Source organism: Brevundimonas sp. NPDC007368 (genome assembly GCF_042869015.1).
Lineage (GTDB): Bacteria > Pseudomonadota > Alphaproteobacteria > Caulobacterales > Caulobacteraceae > Brevundimonas.
Window position 1 is genome coordinate 150,504 of the sequence record NZ_JBIAFA010000002.1, and the last position, 17,287, is coordinate 167,790.

General features: G+C 67.1%; 17 protein-coding genes. 6 read left to right on the plus strand and 11 right to left on the minus strand.

Features of this window, described 5'->3' with window-relative positions:
- The 6 genes from rsmA to ACFYLW_RS04380 form a co-directional block, all read right to left on the minus strand.
- Positions 1-813 (minus strand): 16S rRNA (adenine(1518)-N(6)/adenine(1519)-N(6))-dimethyltransferase RsmA, encoded by an 813-nt coding sequence (gene rsmA / locus ACFYLW_RS04355; protein WP_312062070.1) that lies wholly within the window; start codon positions 811-813, stop codon positions 1-3.
- A gap of 148 nt (positions 814-961) precedes the next feature.
- The gene (gene pdxA / locus ACFYLW_RS04360; RefSeq protein WP_312062068.1) at positions 962-1,978 is read right to left on the minus strand and encodes a 4-hydroxythreonine-4-phosphate dehydrogenase PdxA; all 1,017 of its coding nucleotides are present in this window, start codon (positions 1,976-1,978) and stop codon (positions 962-964) included.
- Positions 1,975-3,321: a peptidylprolyl isomerase gene (locus ACFYLW_RS04365; RefSeq protein ID WP_312062066.1), complete on the minus strand. Its 1,347-nt coding sequence runs from the start codon at positions 3,319-3,321 to the stop codon at positions 1,975-1,977. Before ACFYLW_RS04365 ends, pdxA begins: the two co-directional genes overlap by 4 nt.
- Before the next feature lie 124 nt (positions 3,322-3,445).
- On the minus strand, positions 3,446-5,878 hold the full coding sequence (locus tag ACFYLW_RS04370; protein WP_312062064.1) for an LPS assembly protein LptD: 2,433 nt from the start codon (positions 5,876-5,878) through the stop codon (positions 3,446-3,448).
- A 40-nt stretch (positions 5,879-5,918) separates the two neighbouring features.
- Entirely contained in the window at positions 5,919-7,022 is a 1,104-nt protein-coding gene (gene lptG, locus ACFYLW_RS04375) for an LPS export ABC transporter permease LptG (protein ID WP_312062063.1), read from the minus strand.
- Positions 7,019-8,152, minus strand: a complete 1,134-nt coding sequence (locus ACFYLW_RS04380) for an LptF/LptG family permease (protein WP_292082539.1) — start codon at positions 8,150-8,152, stop codon at positions 7,019-7,021. Before ACFYLW_RS04380 ends, lptG begins: the two co-directional genes overlap by 4 nt.
- Positions 8,153-8,306: 154 nt before the next feature.
- Here ACFYLW_RS04380 and ACFYLW_RS04385 point away from each other — a divergent pair, with 154 nt between their 5' ends.
- The 4 genes from ACFYLW_RS04385 to ACFYLW_RS04400 are packed head-to-tail and all read left to right on the plus strand — an operon-like array spanning position 8,307 to position 10,916.
- Positions 8,307-9,782, plus strand: a complete 1,476-nt coding sequence (locus ACFYLW_RS04385; protein WP_312062062.1) for a leucyl aminopeptidase — start codon at positions 8,307-8,309, stop codon at positions 9,780-9,782.
- Between the two features lie 27 nt (positions 9,783-9,809).
- Positions 9,810-10,271, plus strand: a complete 462-nt coding sequence (locus ACFYLW_RS04390) for a DNA polymerase III subunit chi (protein ID WP_312062061.1) — start codon at positions 9,810-9,812, stop codon at positions 10,269-10,271.
- Positions 10,253-10,600, plus strand: a complete 348-nt coding sequence (locus ACFYLW_RS04395) for a hypothetical protein (RefSeq protein WP_312062059.1) — start codon at positions 10,253-10,255, stop codon at positions 10,598-10,600. The genes ACFYLW_RS04390 and ACFYLW_RS04395 overlap by 19 nt, the downstream gene beginning before the upstream one ends.
- 22 nt (positions 10,601-10,622) lie before the next feature.
- Positions 10,623-10,916, plus strand: a complete 294-nt coding sequence (locus ACFYLW_RS04400; protein ID WP_292082543.1) for a hemolysin — start codon at positions 10,623-10,625, stop codon at positions 10,914-10,916.
- A 6-nt stretch (positions 10,917-10,922) separates the two neighbouring features.
- Here the strand turns inward: ACFYLW_RS04400 and ACFYLW_RS04405 are convergent, their stop codons facing one another.
- The 3 genes from ACFYLW_RS04405 to ACFYLW_RS04415 form a co-directional block, all read right to left on the minus strand.
- On the minus strand, positions 10,923-11,315 hold the full coding sequence (locus tag ACFYLW_RS04405) for a hypothetical protein (protein ID WP_312062057.1): 393 nt from the start codon (positions 11,313-11,315) through the stop codon (positions 10,923-10,925).
- Between the two features lie 69 nt (positions 11,316-11,384).
- On the minus strand, positions 11,385-11,633 hold the full coding sequence (locus ACFYLW_RS04410; protein ID WP_312062056.1) for a DUF2164 family protein: 249 nt from the start codon (positions 11,631-11,633) through the stop codon (positions 11,385-11,387).
- Positions 11,630-13,513 (minus strand): ABC-F family ATP-binding cassette domain-containing protein, encoded by a 1,884-nt coding sequence (locus ACFYLW_RS04415; RefSeq protein ID WP_312062054.1) that lies wholly within the window; start codon positions 13,511-13,513, stop codon positions 11,630-11,632. The genes ACFYLW_RS04410 and ACFYLW_RS04415 overlap by 4 nt, the downstream gene beginning before the upstream one ends.
- A gap of 104 nt (positions 13,514-13,617) precedes the next feature.
- On the opposite strand from ACFYLW_RS04415, the gene ndk reads away from it, so the two are divergent.
- On the plus strand, positions 13,618-14,037 hold the full coding sequence (gene ndk / locus ACFYLW_RS04420; RefSeq protein WP_292082548.1) for a nucleoside-diphosphate kinase: 420 nt from the start codon (positions 13,618-13,620) through the stop codon (positions 14,035-14,037).
- A gap of 124 nt (positions 14,038-14,161) precedes the next feature.
- A complete protein-coding gene (locus ACFYLW_RS04425) occupies positions 14,162-14,371 on the plus strand; it encodes a glycine zipper 2TM domain-containing protein (RefSeq protein ID WP_292082549.1) in 210 nt (69 codons plus the stop codon).
- An 82-nt stretch (positions 14,372-14,453) separates the two neighbouring features.
- Here the strand turns inward: ACFYLW_RS04425 and ACFYLW_RS04430 are convergent, their stop codons facing one another.
- Both ACFYLW_RS04430 and purN read right to left on the minus strand, forming a co-directional pair.
- A complete protein-coding gene (locus ACFYLW_RS04430; RefSeq protein ID WP_312062051.1) occupies positions 14,454-16,523 on the minus strand; it encodes a M13-type metalloendopeptidase in 2,070 nt (689 codons plus the stop codon).
- A gap of 131 nt (positions 16,524-16,654) precedes the next feature.
- Positions 16,655-17,245 (minus strand): phosphoribosylglycinamide formyltransferase, encoded by a 591-nt coding sequence (gene purN / locus ACFYLW_RS04435; RefSeq protein ID WP_312062050.1) that lies wholly within the window; start codon positions 17,243-17,245, stop codon positions 16,655-16,657.
- Between the last annotated feature and the right edge of the window lie 42 nt (positions 17,246-17,287).

The window sequence follows — 17,287 nt, forward strand, 5'->3', positions numbered from 1 at the left end:
TTACTTCAGGGCGTCGGCGAGGCGCAGGAAGCCGGCGATGTCGATGACCTCGGCGCGGGCGTCGGGTTCGATGCCGGCGGCCTCGCACAGGGCGGCGCCGCCGAGCTGTTTCAGGCTGGAGCGCAGCATCTTGCGGCGCTGGCCGAAGGCGGCGGCGGTGACGAGCTCCAGCTTCTTCAGGCGCCCGGGCGAGGGGCGCTCGTCGCGCGGGACGACATGGACGACCGCCGAGGCCACCTTGGGCGGCGGGGTGAAGGCGGCGGCGGGCAGGTGCATGACGATGCGGGCCTCGGCCACGGCCTGGGTGATGACGGCCAGACGGCCATAGGCGTCGTCGCCGGGCGCGGCCACGACACGCTCGGCCACCTCCTTCTGGAACATCAGGGTCAGGGCGCAGGGCTGCCACGGGCCGGTCAGCCACTTGATCAGCAGGGGGGTGCCGACGTTGTAGGGCAGGTTGGAGACCAGATGGGCGGGGCCTTCGACCAGTTCGGCCTCGCGGACCTTGAGCGCATCGCCCTCGACGATGGTCAGGCGGCCTGAGCCGTCGTCCAGTTCGCTGAGCAGGGGGATGAAGCGGGGGTCCTTCTCGACCAGAACCACCTTGCCGGCGTCGCTTTCCAGAATGGCGCGAGTCAGGCCGCCGGGGCCGGGACCGACCTCGATCACGGCGCGGCCCTCGAACGGGCCAGCGTAGCGGACGATCTTGCGCGTCACATTGAGGTCCAGCAGGAAGTGCTGGCCGAAGCTCTTCTTGGCCAGCAGGCCGTGGGCGTCGAGCGTCTCGCGTAAACTCGGCAGGGCGTCAGCCACTGAAACTCCAATCCGCTCATCCCCGCGGAGGCGGGGACCCAGTGCTTGGGCTTCATACTCAAAGGTTGAGCGTTTGTCCGCTGGAATGGCCGGGCGGAGCGAATGACGCTCTCACTGGGGCCCGCCTCCGCGGGGATGAGCGGGAAAATCAGCGCGTGGCGCGCGCCGCCGCCATCTCTGAAGCCAGTCGCACGGCGGCGATGAAGCTGTCGGCGCGGGCGATCCCCTTGCCGGCGATGTCGAAACCGGTGCCGTGGTCGGGCGAGGTGCGGACGATGGGCAGGCCGAGAGTGGCGTTCACCCCGCCCCAGAAGTCCAGGGTCTTGACCGGGATTAGGGCCTGATCGTGATAGAGGCAGATCGTGGCGTCGTAGCGGGCGCGGGCTTCGTCGTGGAACAGGGTGTCGGCGGGCAGGGGATCGGTGATGTTCAGCCCTTCGGCGCGCAGGGCGGCGGCGGCGGGGCGCAGGACCTCGACTTCCTGCAGGCCGATCGAACCGCCTTCGCCCGCATGGGGGTTCAGGGCGGCCATGGCCAGGCGCGGGGCGGCGACGCCGAAATCGCGCTTCATCGATTCGTGGACGACGCGGGCGACGCGCATGACGCGGTCCGCCGTGACCAGTTCGGGCAGTTGGTCGATGGCGACGTGGATGGTCACCAGGCAGGCGCGCAGATCCTTGGCGGTCAGCATCATGACCGGGCCGCGCGTGCCGCTGAACGGCATGTCGGCGGTCAGTTCAGCGATGAACTCGGTGTGGCCGGGGAAGCGGAAGCCGGACGCATACATCGGCGCCTTGGCGATGGGGGCCGTGACCACGCCTCCGCCTTCGCCCGAGATGACCAGATCGACAGCGCGCTCGATCCAGTCGGCGACGGCGGGCGCGTTGTGGGGATCGGGCTTGCCCGGCGTGACCTTGGCGGGGGCCGGGTGGTGCAGAACCGGGATGGCGCGACCGAAGACTCCGCGAGCGTCGGACGGGCTGAAGATCTGCACGACCGGCGCGCCCTGGGACGACAGGACGTCCGCGTCGCCGATGACGACGAAGGGCGTGATGGGGGCGAGCGGGCCGGGCGGCGTGGCCAGAACCGGCCACGCCTTGGCGATGATCTCCGGCCCCACGCCGGCGGGATCGCCCATCGTGACGATGAGCGGCCGCCCGGTCATCTTTGCTTGATTTCGATCAGGGCGTCAGCCCGCAGGTCGCGCAGGTAGCGGCGGCCCAGCATGGCGTAGTTCTGATTCTGCAGGCGGGATTCGACCTGCTGGCGCGAGGGCGCTTCGGGGCCGCCGAGGCGGCGACCGCAGACCGCCAGGATATGCACGCCCAGCGGCGTGCGCACGACGCTGCTGACCGTGCCGACCTCTGCCGAGCGGGCGACTTGCTGGAACTGCGGCAGCAGGTTGGCCACGTCGCTTTCGCCCAGGTCGGCGCCCTGCATGCCTTGCTCGGCGCGGGCGCGTTGCAGGATGTTGTCGCAGGTCGTTCCGCTGCGCAGTGTCTCCAGGCGCTGGGTCGCGGCGGCCACGTCGGCTTCGCTGGCGGTCTCCGGCAGTTCGATCATGACCTGCTTCATTTGAACCAGGCTGGTGGCCGCGCCGGAACGCTTGTCCCGCATGTAGAGGATGTAGACTCCGCCATCGACCGGAATGGGGTTGGAAAGCTGGCCGACCTCGAGCGCCGCCATCGCCTGCTCCAGCGCGGGCTGAACCGTGCCCTGGACCACCCAGCCGGCGTCGCCGCCGCGGGCGGCGGAGGGCGCGGCCGAGAACTGGCGGGCGACGGCCATGAAGGGCGCGCCCTGGACCATCTGCTGGACCAGCTGGCGGGCGCCGTTCATGGCTTCCTGCATACCGCCGACACGGCTGGCTTCGAGGTAGATCTCGCCGACCAGATACTGGGGCTTGGTGGCCGACTCGGTGAGCTGGCGCATGGCTTGGTCGACCTGGGTGCGGCTCACCTTGGCGCGATCGCGGAAGCGACCCCCGACCAGTTCACGCCAGCCGATCTCGGTGCGCAACTGCTCGCGGAAGGCCTGGGGACGGATGCCGCCCTGTTCCAGGAAGGCCATGTAGTTCGGGCCGGTGGTGCCGGCCTCGCGCGCCATGCCGGCGATCTCTTCATCGACTTCCTGATCGCTGATCTTGAGCGATTCGAACTTGGCGATCTCGGCGGCCTGTAGGTGCTGTTCGATAAGGTCGTTGAGCGCCTGCTGCTGGATGGCGCCGATATTTTCTTCAGTGGGCTGGACCTGGGCCATGGCCATGACGACCAGCATCCGCTGGCGCAGGTCGTAGCCGGTGATGATCCGGTCGTTGACGGTGGCGATGATGCCGTCCGACAGGCGGAACTGCGGAGCAGCCGCGGCGCGTTGCGGCGCTTCCTCGGCGGCCGGGTTCAGCGTCCCGGCGGCAGGCGCCGGTTGGGTCGGGGCCGTTTGGGCCGCAGACTGACCGACAGCCGTGCCGGCCATGAGGGCGGCCATGGCCACGCCCGTCGTGTAACGCATCAAACGCATCGTCAGTCCTGATTCCCTAAAGCCGTCTCGTCCCCCGTTCAGCAGCGTCATTGACGATGCCGAGCCGTGGAGGGCGCGCGCCCCTGTACGCCATGCTTAGCGCATATCATCGCGTTCAATAGCCTGAACCTCCAAAAGTGGCGAGGTTAAGTCGAATATAGACCCCTTCGGAGGGGCCGGTCGGACGCACCCGGGTGTTGTCGCGACGCCATCCCAGCTCGACGCGGAAGCAATCGTCGTCGAACAGAAGGCCGACCTCGGAGCGGGTGATGATGTCGCGTTCCAGATCGGCGATGCCGTTCACCGCCACGCCCCAGTTGCCATAGACGAACTGGTGGCCGGACAACTGGACGAACTCATAGTTGCGGTTCAACGGGCCGCTGACCGGGTTGGAGCGGTCGATGATGTAGCTCAGGCTGGCCTGGTTGCGGCGTCCCCAACGTCCGTCAACCGTCGTTTCCGCGCGGCGAACGTCGCCGTTGGGGTCGATGGTGGCGTGCGCCCAGCCGCGGATGCGGTCGGACGGAGCAAAGGTCGCCTGGACCACCCAGTCAGACGTGCGGTCGGCCAGGCCGGAGGGGTCGTAGAGGCGCGCGGGATCGTCCGGGATCGGCGTCAGGAACTCGTTCTGATCATCAGCGCGAATGCTGCGGCCGATGAACAGGCTAGCCGAACGCTTGTCGTCCCAGCGCAGGGTGGCGCGCGCGCCGGCCGTGAAGCGAACTCCACCTTCCAGCAGATCGTAGCCGGGGAAGCGGTCCATGCGGAACAGGGAGCTGTGGTCCAGTTCCAGCGTCTGACTGTCCTCGTTGGGGATGCGGCGATCCAGGTCGGCGTCGTTCGACACTGACAACTGGGCCATCGGTTCCAGGATCAGGTCGGCTTCGGCGCTGAGGCGGCGATAGAGCGGGTAGCTGACATCCACCCCGGCGCTGGCGCGTCCGCGCGTGAAGACGTCCGAGTTCACGCCCATCATCGGCGGCAGGTCATTGACCGAATAGACGTCGAGCCGGGCGTCCACGAAGGGCTCCCAGCGCAGCCCCATCGGCGAGATCAAGGTGCGGCGCCAGTCGACCTGCCCGGTCACGCGTCGGCTGTCGACGCCGGGCAAGCCGTCGGTCGGGCCGGGGGGGATCAACTCCGGCGGCAGGGTGGGGGAGCCGACATAGGCGTCGCGGAACAGGGCGACGGCGGAACCTCTCAGGCGCAGTCGGCCGCCGAACACGGGATTCGGAGCTTCCCAGCGCGCGTCGATCAGCGGGGCGACCAGGGGCAGGGTCTTGTCGTCCTCGAAGATGTTCAGGGCCGGCGTGACCGGGTCGAACTGCGCGACCCGCAGGCTCTGCATCGAGAAGGCCGCGACCGAAAGATAGGACCTCTGGGTCTGCCGTTCGGCGTAGATCTGGCTGATCAGGCGGCGACGGTCGCCATAATAGAGGCCGTTGTCCTGATAGGTGTCCCGGACGTTGTAACGGTCGAAAAGGCTCTTGTCCGAGGTGCGTTCGGCCGTGAAGCCCCAGCGCCACGGCCCTTGAAGATCGAACTTGCCGTGCGCCAGCAGATAGCTGCGATTGGTACGGTCGCCGAAGCGCACATTGCTTTCAGCGTCGCCGTCGCCGTCCTGGTCGAAATCGCCGAAATCGCGCTCATAGGTGTAGCCGCCGCGCACGACCAGCGTGCCGCTGTCGAAGCGCCGACGCCACTGAGCGTTCAGGAAGGGCGCGACCTTGGTGTTGATCTGCGGACTGATCAGCAAGTCTTCGGACGGCGAGACGACGTGGAGGTAGGGAACCTCCAGCGAGGCGCCGCGGCCTTCATCGAAATCCGGGAAAGGAATCAGGAAGCCGGACGCCCGCTCGACGCTGGGGTCGGGGTGAGCAAAGGCCGGCAGGTAGAAGACCGGCACCCCTCCGACGCGGAAGACGACGTTGCGATACAGGATGGCGCGCAGGTCCTGGTCCTGCACCGCCTTGTCGGCCTGAATCGATACGCTGGGCTGCTTCGGTCCGTTCACGTCGCAGATCGGGCAGGGCGTGAAGATGACGCGGTTCAGTTCGCTGACGTTCTCGGAACGGCGCACCGCCGTCGCCGCCATCAGGCTGGCGCCATTGGCGAGGCGCATGGCGAGATCGGTCGCGACGCCGGCCTTGAGGTCCGCATCCAGTTCGATGCGGCTGGCGTGGACGACCGTACCGTCAGGGGCTGCGATTTCGGCGTGGCCGGCGGCGGTGGCGACGCCGGTCTTGAGATCGTAGGTGACCTCCTCGGCGCGGATGCTGTGGTCGCGTGTCCGGGCGTAGACGCGATTGTCGGGCGTCCCGTTGGCGCTCACGACGTCGCCCTCGCGGCTGGCCGCGTCAGCGTTCACATAGAGGCTGTCGGGGGTCAGGCCGTCGGCTCCAGGTGCGTTCTGGGTGGTCGGCGCCGGGGCAGGCGCCGCGGCGTTCTGGGCCATCGCGGGCAGGGCCGGCAGGCAGGCGACGACGGCCGCACCGGCCAGGAGCCGGGCGCGCAGGGCTCCCTCACGGATTTTGCGGCGATCACTCATGCGGAATCCACTCTTTGCCGGGCGACCGGAAACCGTCCGATTAGCCGTCTTCGGTATAGAACAGCAAGGTGAAGGCGGCGAGCGCCGTCAGCACCGGCGGCAGCCAGGCGGCCAGAACCGGCGGCACGACTTCGGCCGAGCCCATGGCCGAGGAAAACTGGTTCACGAAGAAGAAGGCGAAGCCCAGCACCACGGCCGCCACCGTCATTCGCGCCAGATCGCCGAGCCGCATCAGACGCAGCGAGAAGGCGGCGGCCAGTATCGACATGGCGGCGAACATCAACGGCGTGGCCAGCAGTTGCTGAAGGCGCAGGCGATAGGCGGTCGAGGCGAAGCCGGCGTCCTCGATTCGCTGGATCTGGTTCGGCAGGGACCAGAAGGGCGTCGATTGCGGTCGGGCGAAGCGCTGGAAGGCCTCCTTGTCCGCCAGGTTCGAGGGCAGGTCGAGCGTGGCGTAGCGAACTGCGCGCTGGCCCGTTTGGGCGCCCGTTGCGTCGGTCAGGCGCCAGCGTCCGGCCGTCAGAGAGGCCGTGGCCGCGTCGATCCGCTCGGTGAAGGTGCGACGGCCGCTGGCCGTGGTCGTGTAGATGAAGAAGCTGGCGTCCAGAAGCCGCCCGCTGGCCGGGTCCTGCCGTTCGCCGCGAATGATCATCTGGCGGGCGGCGTCGCCTTCGCGCAGCCAGACGGCCTGCTGGGTTTCGGCTCCGGGCGAGGTGCCGGAGATGCGGCCACGTTCACGTTGCCACATGCCGTCGCCCGCCGCGGCCATGGGGCCGAAAACGGTGACGGTCAGTACGCCGAGCACCAGGGCGCACCCTGCGGCCGGCAGTACGAATCGCCAGGCCGAAACGCCCGCCGCGCGCATGGCGATCAGTTCGCTGCGCCGGTTCAGGCCGACGAAGGCCGCCAGGGTGCCGAAAAGGAAGACGAAGGGCAGCAACTGGATGACGACGCTGGGCGACTTCAGCAGCACCAGGCCGAAGATGCGGGCGCTGGACAGTTCGCCGGATGAGTTTAGCCCGCGCGACACCTCGACAAAGTCGATCAGCATCACCAGGGTGGAAATGACGGCCAGGGCGACGGCCAGGGCGCGCAGTTGCTGGACCAGCACATAGCGTTCGATGCGGCCGAGACGGATCCTCATGCGAACCTCGCCTTGAAACGTTCATAGGGCGCCCAACTACGTCGCCGATGCGGTTTGAGTGCGCGGAACAGCAGGCGCAGGGCCAGGAAACTGACACCCAGCGGCAGCAGATATTGAAGCAGGTTCAATGCGCCGTTCCAGGCGCTGGCCGCGACCAGACCATAGCCGAACACGCGCACGATCAGGAAGACGCCCGCCGCCTTGGCAATGCGACCGCTGTAGCCGGTGCGGCTGAAGGACCCGCCGAGGATGGCGGTCAGCGCCAGGGCCATCGCCGCTAGCGCATAGAGGGGCGACGCCAGCCGAGAATGGGCCTCGGCCAGAAGTTCGCCGCGCGTGCCAGCGCTTTCCAGCAGGGCGGGCGTCGGGTCGAGCAGTTCTGTCAGCCACAGGTCCGACGGCTTGAAGCGGATGCGCTCCGTCGTCTTGGTGTAGGGCGAGAGGTCGAAGACCTGCTGGTCGAACGACAGCTGGTTCAGAACGTCGCGCGAGGAGTAGCGCTGCATCGACCCGTTCTGCATGGTCAGGACCGGCAGGCCGTCGACGCGGCCGAAGCGGGCGGACTCGGCGTCCCAGGTCGTGACCGTCTTGCCGTTGTCCAGATAGACGAACAGGTTCTTCAGCAGGCCGTTCTGCTCGATCTGCTGGACATAGACGGTCAGGCCGCCAGGGCCCTGGACGAAGCGGCCTTCCTCGACCAGCAGGGCGGCCAGGTCGGTGCGGATTGCGAAGGCCTGGCGACGCGCCTCGCGTTGGGCCCAGGGCTGGACGAAGACATTGGTGATCAGGGCGACCACGGCGATGATGACGGCGATCTGGATCGCCGGCCGGATCAGGGACCAGCGGCTGACGCCCGCGGCGTAGGCGGCGGTCAGTTCCTGTTCGCGCTGCAGCCGCGTCAGGGCGATCAGGGCGCCGACGAACAGGCCGATGGGCAGGATGACCGCGATCAACTGGGGCAGGGCCAGAAGGGTCAGCTTGGCCATGACCCAGATGCTCTGGCCGCGCTCGACGATGACTTCGAGTTGGTCGAGGCTTTGGCTCAGCAGCCCGATTCCGGCCAGCGCCGCGCACGCCGCCACGACGGGCAGGCCGATCTGGCGAAAGAGGTAGCCTTGAATCAGCGTCATGGTCGGAAAGAAAGGGTTTCGGGGGCGAGCGAGTTGCAGCCGCGAGCGATGCGGGCCATGTAATACACATCCCAACGCGACGGTGGAACAGCCGCAGCGTTATGTCTGATTCAAGCACGACCGGGGCATGGAACCCTGGCCTGGAGTAGGTTTCATGAAAATCGAGTTCGTCGCTTCCCCCAGCGCCGCTCAAATCCTTGCCGTTCTGGTCCACGAAGGCCGTGCGTTGGCCGGCACGGGCTCTGCCCTGGACGCCGCCGCTTCGGGCGCACTGACCAAGGCCATGGCGAACAGCCGTTTCACCGGCGCCGCGAACAGCAATCTCGCCGTTGCGGCCCCCGCCGGCGTCGACGCCAATTCGGTGCTGCTGGTCGGCGCGGGCGCGGCTGACAAGTTCGACGATCTGGCGGTCGAAACCGCCGCTGCAGCCGCCTATCACGCGGCCAAACTGTCCGGCGCCGAAGTCCTGACCATCGACGCCGCGCACCTGTCGGCCGAACAGGCCGCTCGCGTCGGCTTCGCCGTGCGCCTGGCCGCCTACCGCTTCGCCAAATATCTGACCAAGCAGAAGGCCGACAAAATTCCGTCGGTCACGACGGTTCGCGTCGTCACCTCGGACGCCGCCGCCGCCGAAGCCGCCTTCCAGCCGCTGTCGGCCGTGGCCGACGCCGTCCTGTTCTCGCGCGACCTGGTGTCGGAACCGGCCAACGTCCTGTATCCGGCCGAGTTCGCGCGCCGTGTGAAGGAACTGGAAGCCCTGGGCGCCAAGGTCGAGATCCTGGGCGAAGCCGAGATGGAAAAGCTGGGCATGCACACCCTGCTGGGCGTGGGCCAAGGCTCGGAGCGTGAAAGCCAGTTGGCCGTCATCCAGTGGAACGGCGGCAAGGAAGGCGAGGCCCCCATCGCCTTCGTCGGCAAGGGCGTTTGCTTCGACACCGGCGGCATCTCGCTGAAGCCGGCTGACGGCATGGAAGAGATGAAGTGGGACATGGGCGGCGCCGCCGCCGTGGCCGGCCTGATGCACGCCCTGGCGGGCCGCAAGGCCAAGGTCAACGTGGTCGGCGTCCTCGGGTTGGTCGAGAACATGCCTGACGGCAAGGCCCAGCGTCCGGGCGACGTGGTCGTGTCGATGTCGGGCCAGACCGTCGAAGTCCTGAACACCGACGCCGAAGGCCGCCTCGTTCTGGCCGACGCGCTTTGGTACACGCAGGAGCGCTTCAAGCCGAAGTTCATGATCGACCTGGCCACCCTGACGGGCGCCATCATCATCTCGCTGGGCCTGGAATACGCCGGCGTCTTCTCGAACAATGACGACCTGGCTGACGGCATCCTGGCCGCCGGTCCCAAGGTCGGAGAGAATGTCTGGCGCCTGCCGATCCCTGCCGCCTATGAGCGTCACATCGACAGCCCGATCGCCGACGTGAAGAACACGGGCAACGGCCGCGCCGGCGGCTCGATCACCGCCGCCCTGTTCCTGCAGCGCTTCACCAACGGCGTGCCGTGGGCGCACATCGACATCGCGTCGACCGCCTGGGTCAAGGACAGCCGCAATCCGACCGTGCCGGACGGCGCCGTGGGCTATGGCGTGCGTATGCTGGACCGCATGGTCGCCGACAAATACGAAGCCTGATCCGACGCATTCAGAGGGTAGGACCGGGTGTCTGACGCCAAGCCGGAAATCTGGTTCTACCATCTGGAGCGCTCGACGCTGGATCAGGTGCTGCCGGGTCTGCTGGAAAAGATCCTCCAGCGGGGCTGGCGCGCTCTTGTGCGCGGGGCGGTCGCGCACCGCCTCGACGACATCGACGAGCACCTGTGGACCTATCGCGCCGACAGCTTCCTGCCGCATGGCCTGGCGTCGGAGGCGCACGCCGTCCGCCAGCCCATCCTTCTGTCCGAATCGGGCGAGAACCTGAATGGTGCTCAGGCGCTGTTCATCGTCGATGAAGCAGAGCTGGGGGCCACGGAAGGGTACGAGCGGTGCTTCATCATCTTCGACGGTCGCAACGAACAGGCGCTGCAACAGGCGCGCGAACGCTGGCGCGCGCTGAAGGCGGCCAACGCCAACCTGGCCTACTGGAAACAGACGGACGAAGGGCGATGGGAAAAGGCGGCCTGATCGTCTCCTTGACCGCCCTGGGGCTGCTGGCCGTCGCCGGCTGTTCCTCGTCTTCGCCCACGCCGACCGCGCCTCGCATCGTCGAGCAGGCGCGTCAGAACCAGCCGGTCGGCACGCGCCTACCTCAGAACGACGCCGACATGTGCAAGGCGGGCGAACTGCAATGGCTGGTCGGGAAACCGCGGACCGAGATTCCCGTTCCGGTGGACGTGGTGAACCGTCGGGTGGCCTGCACCACCTGTCCCGTCACTGAAGATTACTCGCCTTACCGCCTGAATATTTTCTATAATCAGCAAACCGGCATCGTCGAGCGCGTGAGCTGCGGCTAAGCCCGGAACAAAGAGGAACGCCATGAAGACGATCGTGATGCTGACGGCTTTTGCGGGCGCTGTGACGCTCTCTGCCTGCGCTCCGACCCATGATGCGGCGCCGGGCGCTGAACCGACGCCTGTGGCCTGCAAGGCTGGCGACTATCAGGAATATGTCGGCCGCAATCGCTCGACCATTCCCGCCGACGCTCCGCGCGGCCGCATCTTCCGCGTCCTGTGCAGCAGCTGCGCGGCGACGATGGACTTCCGCGACAACCGCGTGAACTTCACTTACGACGACAAGACCGAGGTCGTGACGCGCGTCAGCTGCGGCTGACGTGATTCAGGGGGCGGGCTTGACCATGACCCGGACCACGTCCGCCCCCTCGGTCCCGACTTCATAACGGGCCGTGCCGCCGCGCCGCATCATCATGCGCGGGGCGGCGATTTCCTCGCCGTTGCGGAACAGGTTCACCTCGGTGACGAGCATATCTTCGGCGCCGTCACCCTGTTGGGCGTAGACGGTGGTGTTGAAATCAAGCGCATCCTGGTCGCCGTTCAGGGTCAGGTTCGCCGTGCCGCCGACCGCGACGAAGGTGCTGGCCAGAACCACCTCCTTGCCCGCTTCCATCAATTGCAGCTCCACCGCGTAACGCTGAGGCGTCGCGTCCTGGGCCAGGGCGGGGAGCGCGATCAGCGCGGACGCGAGCGTCATCGCGGCGAACAGGTGGTTCATGTCGGCGTCCTTTCAAGCGAGCAGCGTCTAGGTGCTGTGATTCACTTAGAACGTCGATATGGAAAGGTCTCAGCGCTCCAGGCCGTAGAGGGCGTCGGCGACGTCCTCGACCTTTTGACGGACCACGATCTCGGCGTCGCGCAGACCGCGATTGTAGAACAGCCGACCGATGTCGCGCTCAATGAATTCGACCAAGATTTCGGCGGGAAGCTGGCCGACCTCGACTTCCATGTCATCGCGCAGATAGGCGCGCAAGCGGCTGGCCGCCTCCTGCAACTCCTCACGTGTCAGGACGGAAGAGGGCGGCTTCTTCGTCATGCGACCTCCGCCAGGGCTTCCTCGGCGGCGATCCACTCGGCCTCGGCTTGATCGAGCTCCGCCTGGGTCTTGGCGCGGGCGCGCGTCAGGCCCTCCAGTTTTTTCGGGTCCTTGACCGCGGCGGTGGCCAGGTCGTCGTCCAGGCGGGCCAGGTCGGCGGTCAACTGGGTCATGCGATCCTCGGCCTTCTTCACCGCATGACGCAGGGTGGACGGCGAGGGACCTTTCTTCTTCTCGACCTTGGGCGCAGCGGCGGGCGTGGGGGCGGCGGCCGTGACCTCCTCGCGCACCTGGGTCGGCTTCATGCCCGCCTGCTTTGCGCGGTCCAGGACGAACTTCTGATAGTCGTCCATGTCGCCGTCGAAGGGCTTCACCGAGCCGTCGGCGGCCAGCCACAGGCGGTCGGCCACCAGTTCCATCAACGAGCGGTCGTGGGTGATCAGGATGACCGCGCCCGTATATTCATTGAGCGCGTCCAGCAGGGCGCGGCGGCTGTCGATGTCCAGGTGGTTGGTCGGTTCGTCCAGGATCAGGATGTGCGGCGCATCCATCGCCACCAGGTTCAGCAGCAGGCGCGCCCGCTCTCCGCCCGACAGGGAGCCGACCGTGGTTTCCTGTTTCTCGAACGGCAGACCGAACTGGGCCAGACGGCTGCGGCGGCTGCTTTCCGAGGCGTCCGGCATGGCGCGGCGGATGATCTCCAGCGGCGTGTCCGTCGGATCCATGGCCTCGATCTGGTGCTGGTGGAACCAGCCCACGCGCATCTTGCCGTCGCGATGGAACTCACCCGTCTCGATGGTCAGGGCCTTGGCGATCAGCTTGGCGAAGGTCGACTTGCCCGCCCCGTTGACGCCCAGCAGACCGATGCGGTCGTCCAGGTCCATGCGCAGGTTCAGGTTTTTCAGGATCGGCTTGCCCGGCTCATAGCCGACGTTGGCCTTCTCCAGCCGGATCAGCGGCGGGGGCAGGGGGCGTTCGGGCGACGGCAGGGTGAAGGGGGCGACGCGCTCTTCCGGCGGCAGTTCGATGCGCTGCATCTTCTCCAGCCGCTTGACGCGCGACTGGGCCTGGGTCGCCTTGGAGGCCTTGGCCTTGAAGCGGTCGATGAACTTCTGCAGGTGGGCGCGCTCGGCGTCCTGCTTGGACTTGTTGGCCTCCATCAGGCGCAGCTTCTCGGCCCGCGTCTTTTCGAAGGTGTCGTAGTTGCCAGTGTAGAGGTCCAGCTTGCGGTTCGACAGCTGCAGGATGTGGGTGCAGACGCCGTTCAGCAGCTCCCGGTCGTGGCTGATGATCAGGGCCGTGTGCGGATAGCGCTTGAGCCGCTGCTCCAGCCACAGGGCGCCTTCTAGGTCGAGGTAGTTGGTCGGTTCGTCCAGCAGCAGCATGTCCGGCTCGGCGAACAGGGCGGCGGCCAGGGCCACGCGCATTCGCCAGCCGCCCGAGAACTCGGCCATCGGGCGGTGCATGTCGTCCTGGCTGAAGCCCAGGCCGACTAGGATTTCCGAGGCGCGCGACGGGGCGCTGTCGGCGTCGATCTCGATCAGGCGGCCCCAGATCTCACCCATCTCTTCCGGTTCAGCGGTCTCCAGCCGGGTCAGCAGGTCGTGGCGCTCGACGTCGGCTTCCAGAATGGTGTCCAGCACGCTGACCGGCGTCGCGGGGTGTTCCTGATCCACCGAGCCGATACGGGCTGTCTTGGGCAGGGAGATTTCGTCGCCGTTGGCGGCCAGTTCGCCGAGGATCAGCTTGAACAGGGTCGACTTGCCGATGCCGTTGCGGCCGACCAGACCGACCTTGGACCCTGGGGGCAGGCTGACGGAAGCGTCGTCCAGGAACTCGCGGCCCCAGGCATTGTAGGTCAGGTTTTTGATCTGCAGCATGGGAACCGGAAAGAAAAAGGCTTACGCGCGGGGATATTGGAAAGATGTGCGGCGCTCGCTATAAGCCGCCGACCCTCAAACTCCCAAACAAGAAGTCACTTCCCATGACCGAACGTACCTTCTCGATCATCAAGCCCGACGCCACGCGCCGCAACCTGACGGGCGCCATCAACGCCGTGATCGAAGGCGCCGGCCTGCGCATCGTCGGTCAACGCCGCATCAAGCTGACCGAAGCCCAGGCCAAGAAGTTTTACGAAGTGCACGCCGAGCGTCCCTTCTACGGCGAACTGGTCGGCCAGATGATCGCCGAGCCGGTCGTCGTCCAGGTGCTGGAAGGCGACAACGCCGTCGCCAAGTACCGCGAAGTCATGGGCGCCACGAACCCGAACGACGCCGCTGAAGGCACGATCCGCAAGCTGTTCGCCCTGTCGATCGGCGAGAACTCGGTCCACGGTTCGGACTCGCTGGAAAACGCCGGCATCGAAATCGCCCAGTTCTTCACCGACGCCGACATCGTTGGCTAAGGTTTGAATAGGCCGCCCTTGCGCGGCCTAGCGAGAGCATAAAGACGGCCCGTCTCCGGAACCGGAGGCGGGCCGTTTCGTTTTCACGGTCCTGTTACCTGTTCAGCCACAAAGGAAGACCGCCATGAAGACGATCCTCAAACTGGCGCCGGCCATCGGCCTCGTGGGCCTTCTGGCCGCCTGCGGCACCACTACGGAACAACGTGCGGCTTCGGGCGCTCTCGGCGGCGCTGTCGCCGGCCAGGCCATCGGCGGCAATACGGGCGCGACGGTCGCCGGCGCCGCGATCGGTGCGGTTGCAGGCGCCGTGACGACCCCCAAGAAGCCGAACTGATTTCGCCCGGGCCTTCCAGATACAAGAACGGCGTCAGCTGCGAAGCTGACGCCGTTTTCGCGTTCGCTATCGGACGCGCCGCTTACCAGATGCGGGCGCGGCTTTCAGGGGCGATGTATTCCGCCTGATCCGGGGTGACGCCGAAGGCGGCGTACCAGGCGTCGATGTTGCGCGGCGGGGTGGCGGCGCGGGCGGCGCCCGGCGAATGCGGGTCGGTCGTCAGTTGCTCCTTGAGCGCGGCCTCACGCGACTTCTCGCGCCAGACCTGAGCCCAGCCTAGGAAGACGCGCTGGTCGCCGGTCAGACCATCGATGACCGGGGCCGGCTGGCCGTTCAGGCTGCGGTGATAGGCGTCCAGCGCCATCAGCAGACCGCCCAGGTCAGCGATGTTCTCGCCCATGGTCAGGGCGCCGTTGATGTGGGCGCCGGGAACAGGCTCCTGAGCGTCGTACAGGGCCCCCAGAACCTTGGCGCGTTCCTCGAAGCGGGCGGCGTCTTCGGGCGTCCACCAGTCGCGCAGCACGCCGTTGGCGTCCGACTTGCGGCCCTGATCGTCGAAGCCGTGGGTGATCTCGTGGCCGATGACGGCGCCGATGCCGCCATAGTTGACGGCCGCGTCCGCGTTCGGGTCGAAGAAGGGCGGCTGCAGGATGGCGGCCGGGAAGACGATCTCGTTGCGCGGCGGGTTGTAATAGGCGTTCACCGTCTGGGGCGTCATACCCCATTCCAGCGGATCGACCGGCTTGCCGATCTTGCCGCGCTTCCAGGCCCAGTCGAAGGCCGAGGCGCGTTCGACGTTACCGTAGAGGTCGGTCGCCGAGAGCTCCAGACCGTCATAGCTGCGCCACTTGTCCGCATAGCCGATCTTTACGCCGAACTTGGACATCTTGAGCAGGGCCTGCTCGCGCGTCGGCTCGCTCATCCAGTCCAGGTTCTTCAGGCGCTCGGTCATGGCGGCGCTGAGGTTGGCGACCAGCGCCTCCATCTGGGTCTTGGACGAGGCGGGGAAGTGCAGGCGGACGTATTCCTGACCCAGCACCTCGCCCAGCTGGCCGTCGACCAGGGCCACGCCGCGGTTCCAGCGCGGACGGTTCTCCGGCTGACCGCGCAGGGTCTTGCCGCGGAACTCGAAGCGCGAGTTCACGAAGGAGTCGGACAGGTAGGGGCCGGCCTGATCGACGATCTGGAAGGCTTCCCACGCCTTCAGCGTGTCCAGCGAGGTGTCGGCGAAGACCTGGGCGATGCCGGGGATGGCGGTGTTTTCCATCAGGACGACGGTCGGCACATCAGCGATCTGGGCGCCTTGCAGGAAGGCGGTCCAGTCAAAGCCGGGGGCCAGCTTGGCCAGGTCAGCGGTCGAGGCCGGGTTGTAGATCTTGTCGATCTGGCGACGCTCGACCGTGGTCCAGTGCTTCTCGGCGACCTTGGTCTCGAAGGCCAGGATGTCGGAGGCGGCCTGGGCCGGGTTCGACCAGCCCGCAGCCGTCAGGGCGCGGGTGATGTAGGCGACATAGGCCTCACGCTGAGGCGCGAAGTCGGCCTTCAGGTAGTAGTCGCGATCGGGCAGGCCCAGGCCGCCCTGGCCCATATAGGCCGAGTTGAGGTTGGGGTTCTGCAGGTCCTCGAACACGTCGACGCCGAACAGGGAGCCGCCGAAGCCGGCGTGGCTTTCGCCCATCAGGCGGGCCATGCCGCTGTGGTCCGTCACGGCGCGCACGGCGGCCAGATCAGCGGCCAGCGGCTGGGCGCCCAGTTGATTGACGCGGGCCTCGTCCATGAAGCTGGCGTAGAGGGCGCCGACCTTTTGCGCATTGGCGTTGGTCGGGTTGGCGGCGCTGGCTTCGATGATCGACTTCAGCTGGCTCTGGGCGTTTTCATACAGAACGTCGAACGGGCCGAAACGGGCCTTGTCCGAGGGGATCTCAGTGTTCTTGAGATAGGTCCCGTTGGCGTACTCGTTGAAGTCGTCGCCGGGCTTCACCGCCAGGTCGCGCCCGTTCAGGTCAAAGCCCCAGGGATGGATTTGCGGCGCGGCAGCAGCAGCGGCGTGGCCGGCATGGCCGGAGTGGGCGTTCTGGGCCGAGGCGGCTTGGGCGGAGAGCGCGAAGGCGAGCGCCAGGCCGGCGGCGCCCATCAGGCGGGTCTTGGACATCGGGTCTTCCCATGTGGAAACATCGAGCGGTCGCCGGTCCACTCAGGCTGGACCGGTCCGATCGTTCGCGGGGAAACTGCTCCTGCCTGCGACCGCCTGTCGCATTAAAAATCGTTAAGGTGGACGTCGCCCTAGCGCGTCACGAAAGCCGCCAGTGTCTGCGGATACAGCACATGCTCCGCAGTCTTGACCCGCTCGGCCAGGGTCTCAGCCGTATCGCTCGCCAGGATCGGCACGCGGGCTTGACCCAAGACCGGGCCTTCATCAACGCCTTCAGTCACGACGTGGACGGTGCAGCCTGCCTCTGCGTCGCCGGCCTCAATGGCGCGGGCGTGGGTGTTCAGGCCGGGGTAGAGAGGCAGCAGCGACGGGTGGATGTTCAGCATCCGCCCCGCCCACTTCTGCACCAGCCAGGGCGTCAGCAGCCGCATGTAGCCGGCCAGGGCGACGACCTCGACGTTCCGCTCGACCAGCAAGGCGTCGATGGCGCGCTCATGCACCTCGCGATCCTTGCCGAACGCCTTGTGCTCGACCGTCAGGGCCTCCACCCCGGCGACGCGGGCCTTCTCCAGCCCCGCCACGTCGGCGATGTTGGAAACGACCACCACCACCTCATAAGGGGCGTCGGCGGCCTGACCTGAGGCGATCAGCGAGGCCATGTTCGAGCCGGAGCCGGAGATCAGCACCGCCACGCGCGTCTTGGGCTTGCGGGTTTCAGTCATGGAGCGGCTCGGGCGACGGATCGGGGAGGCGGGAGGGATGCG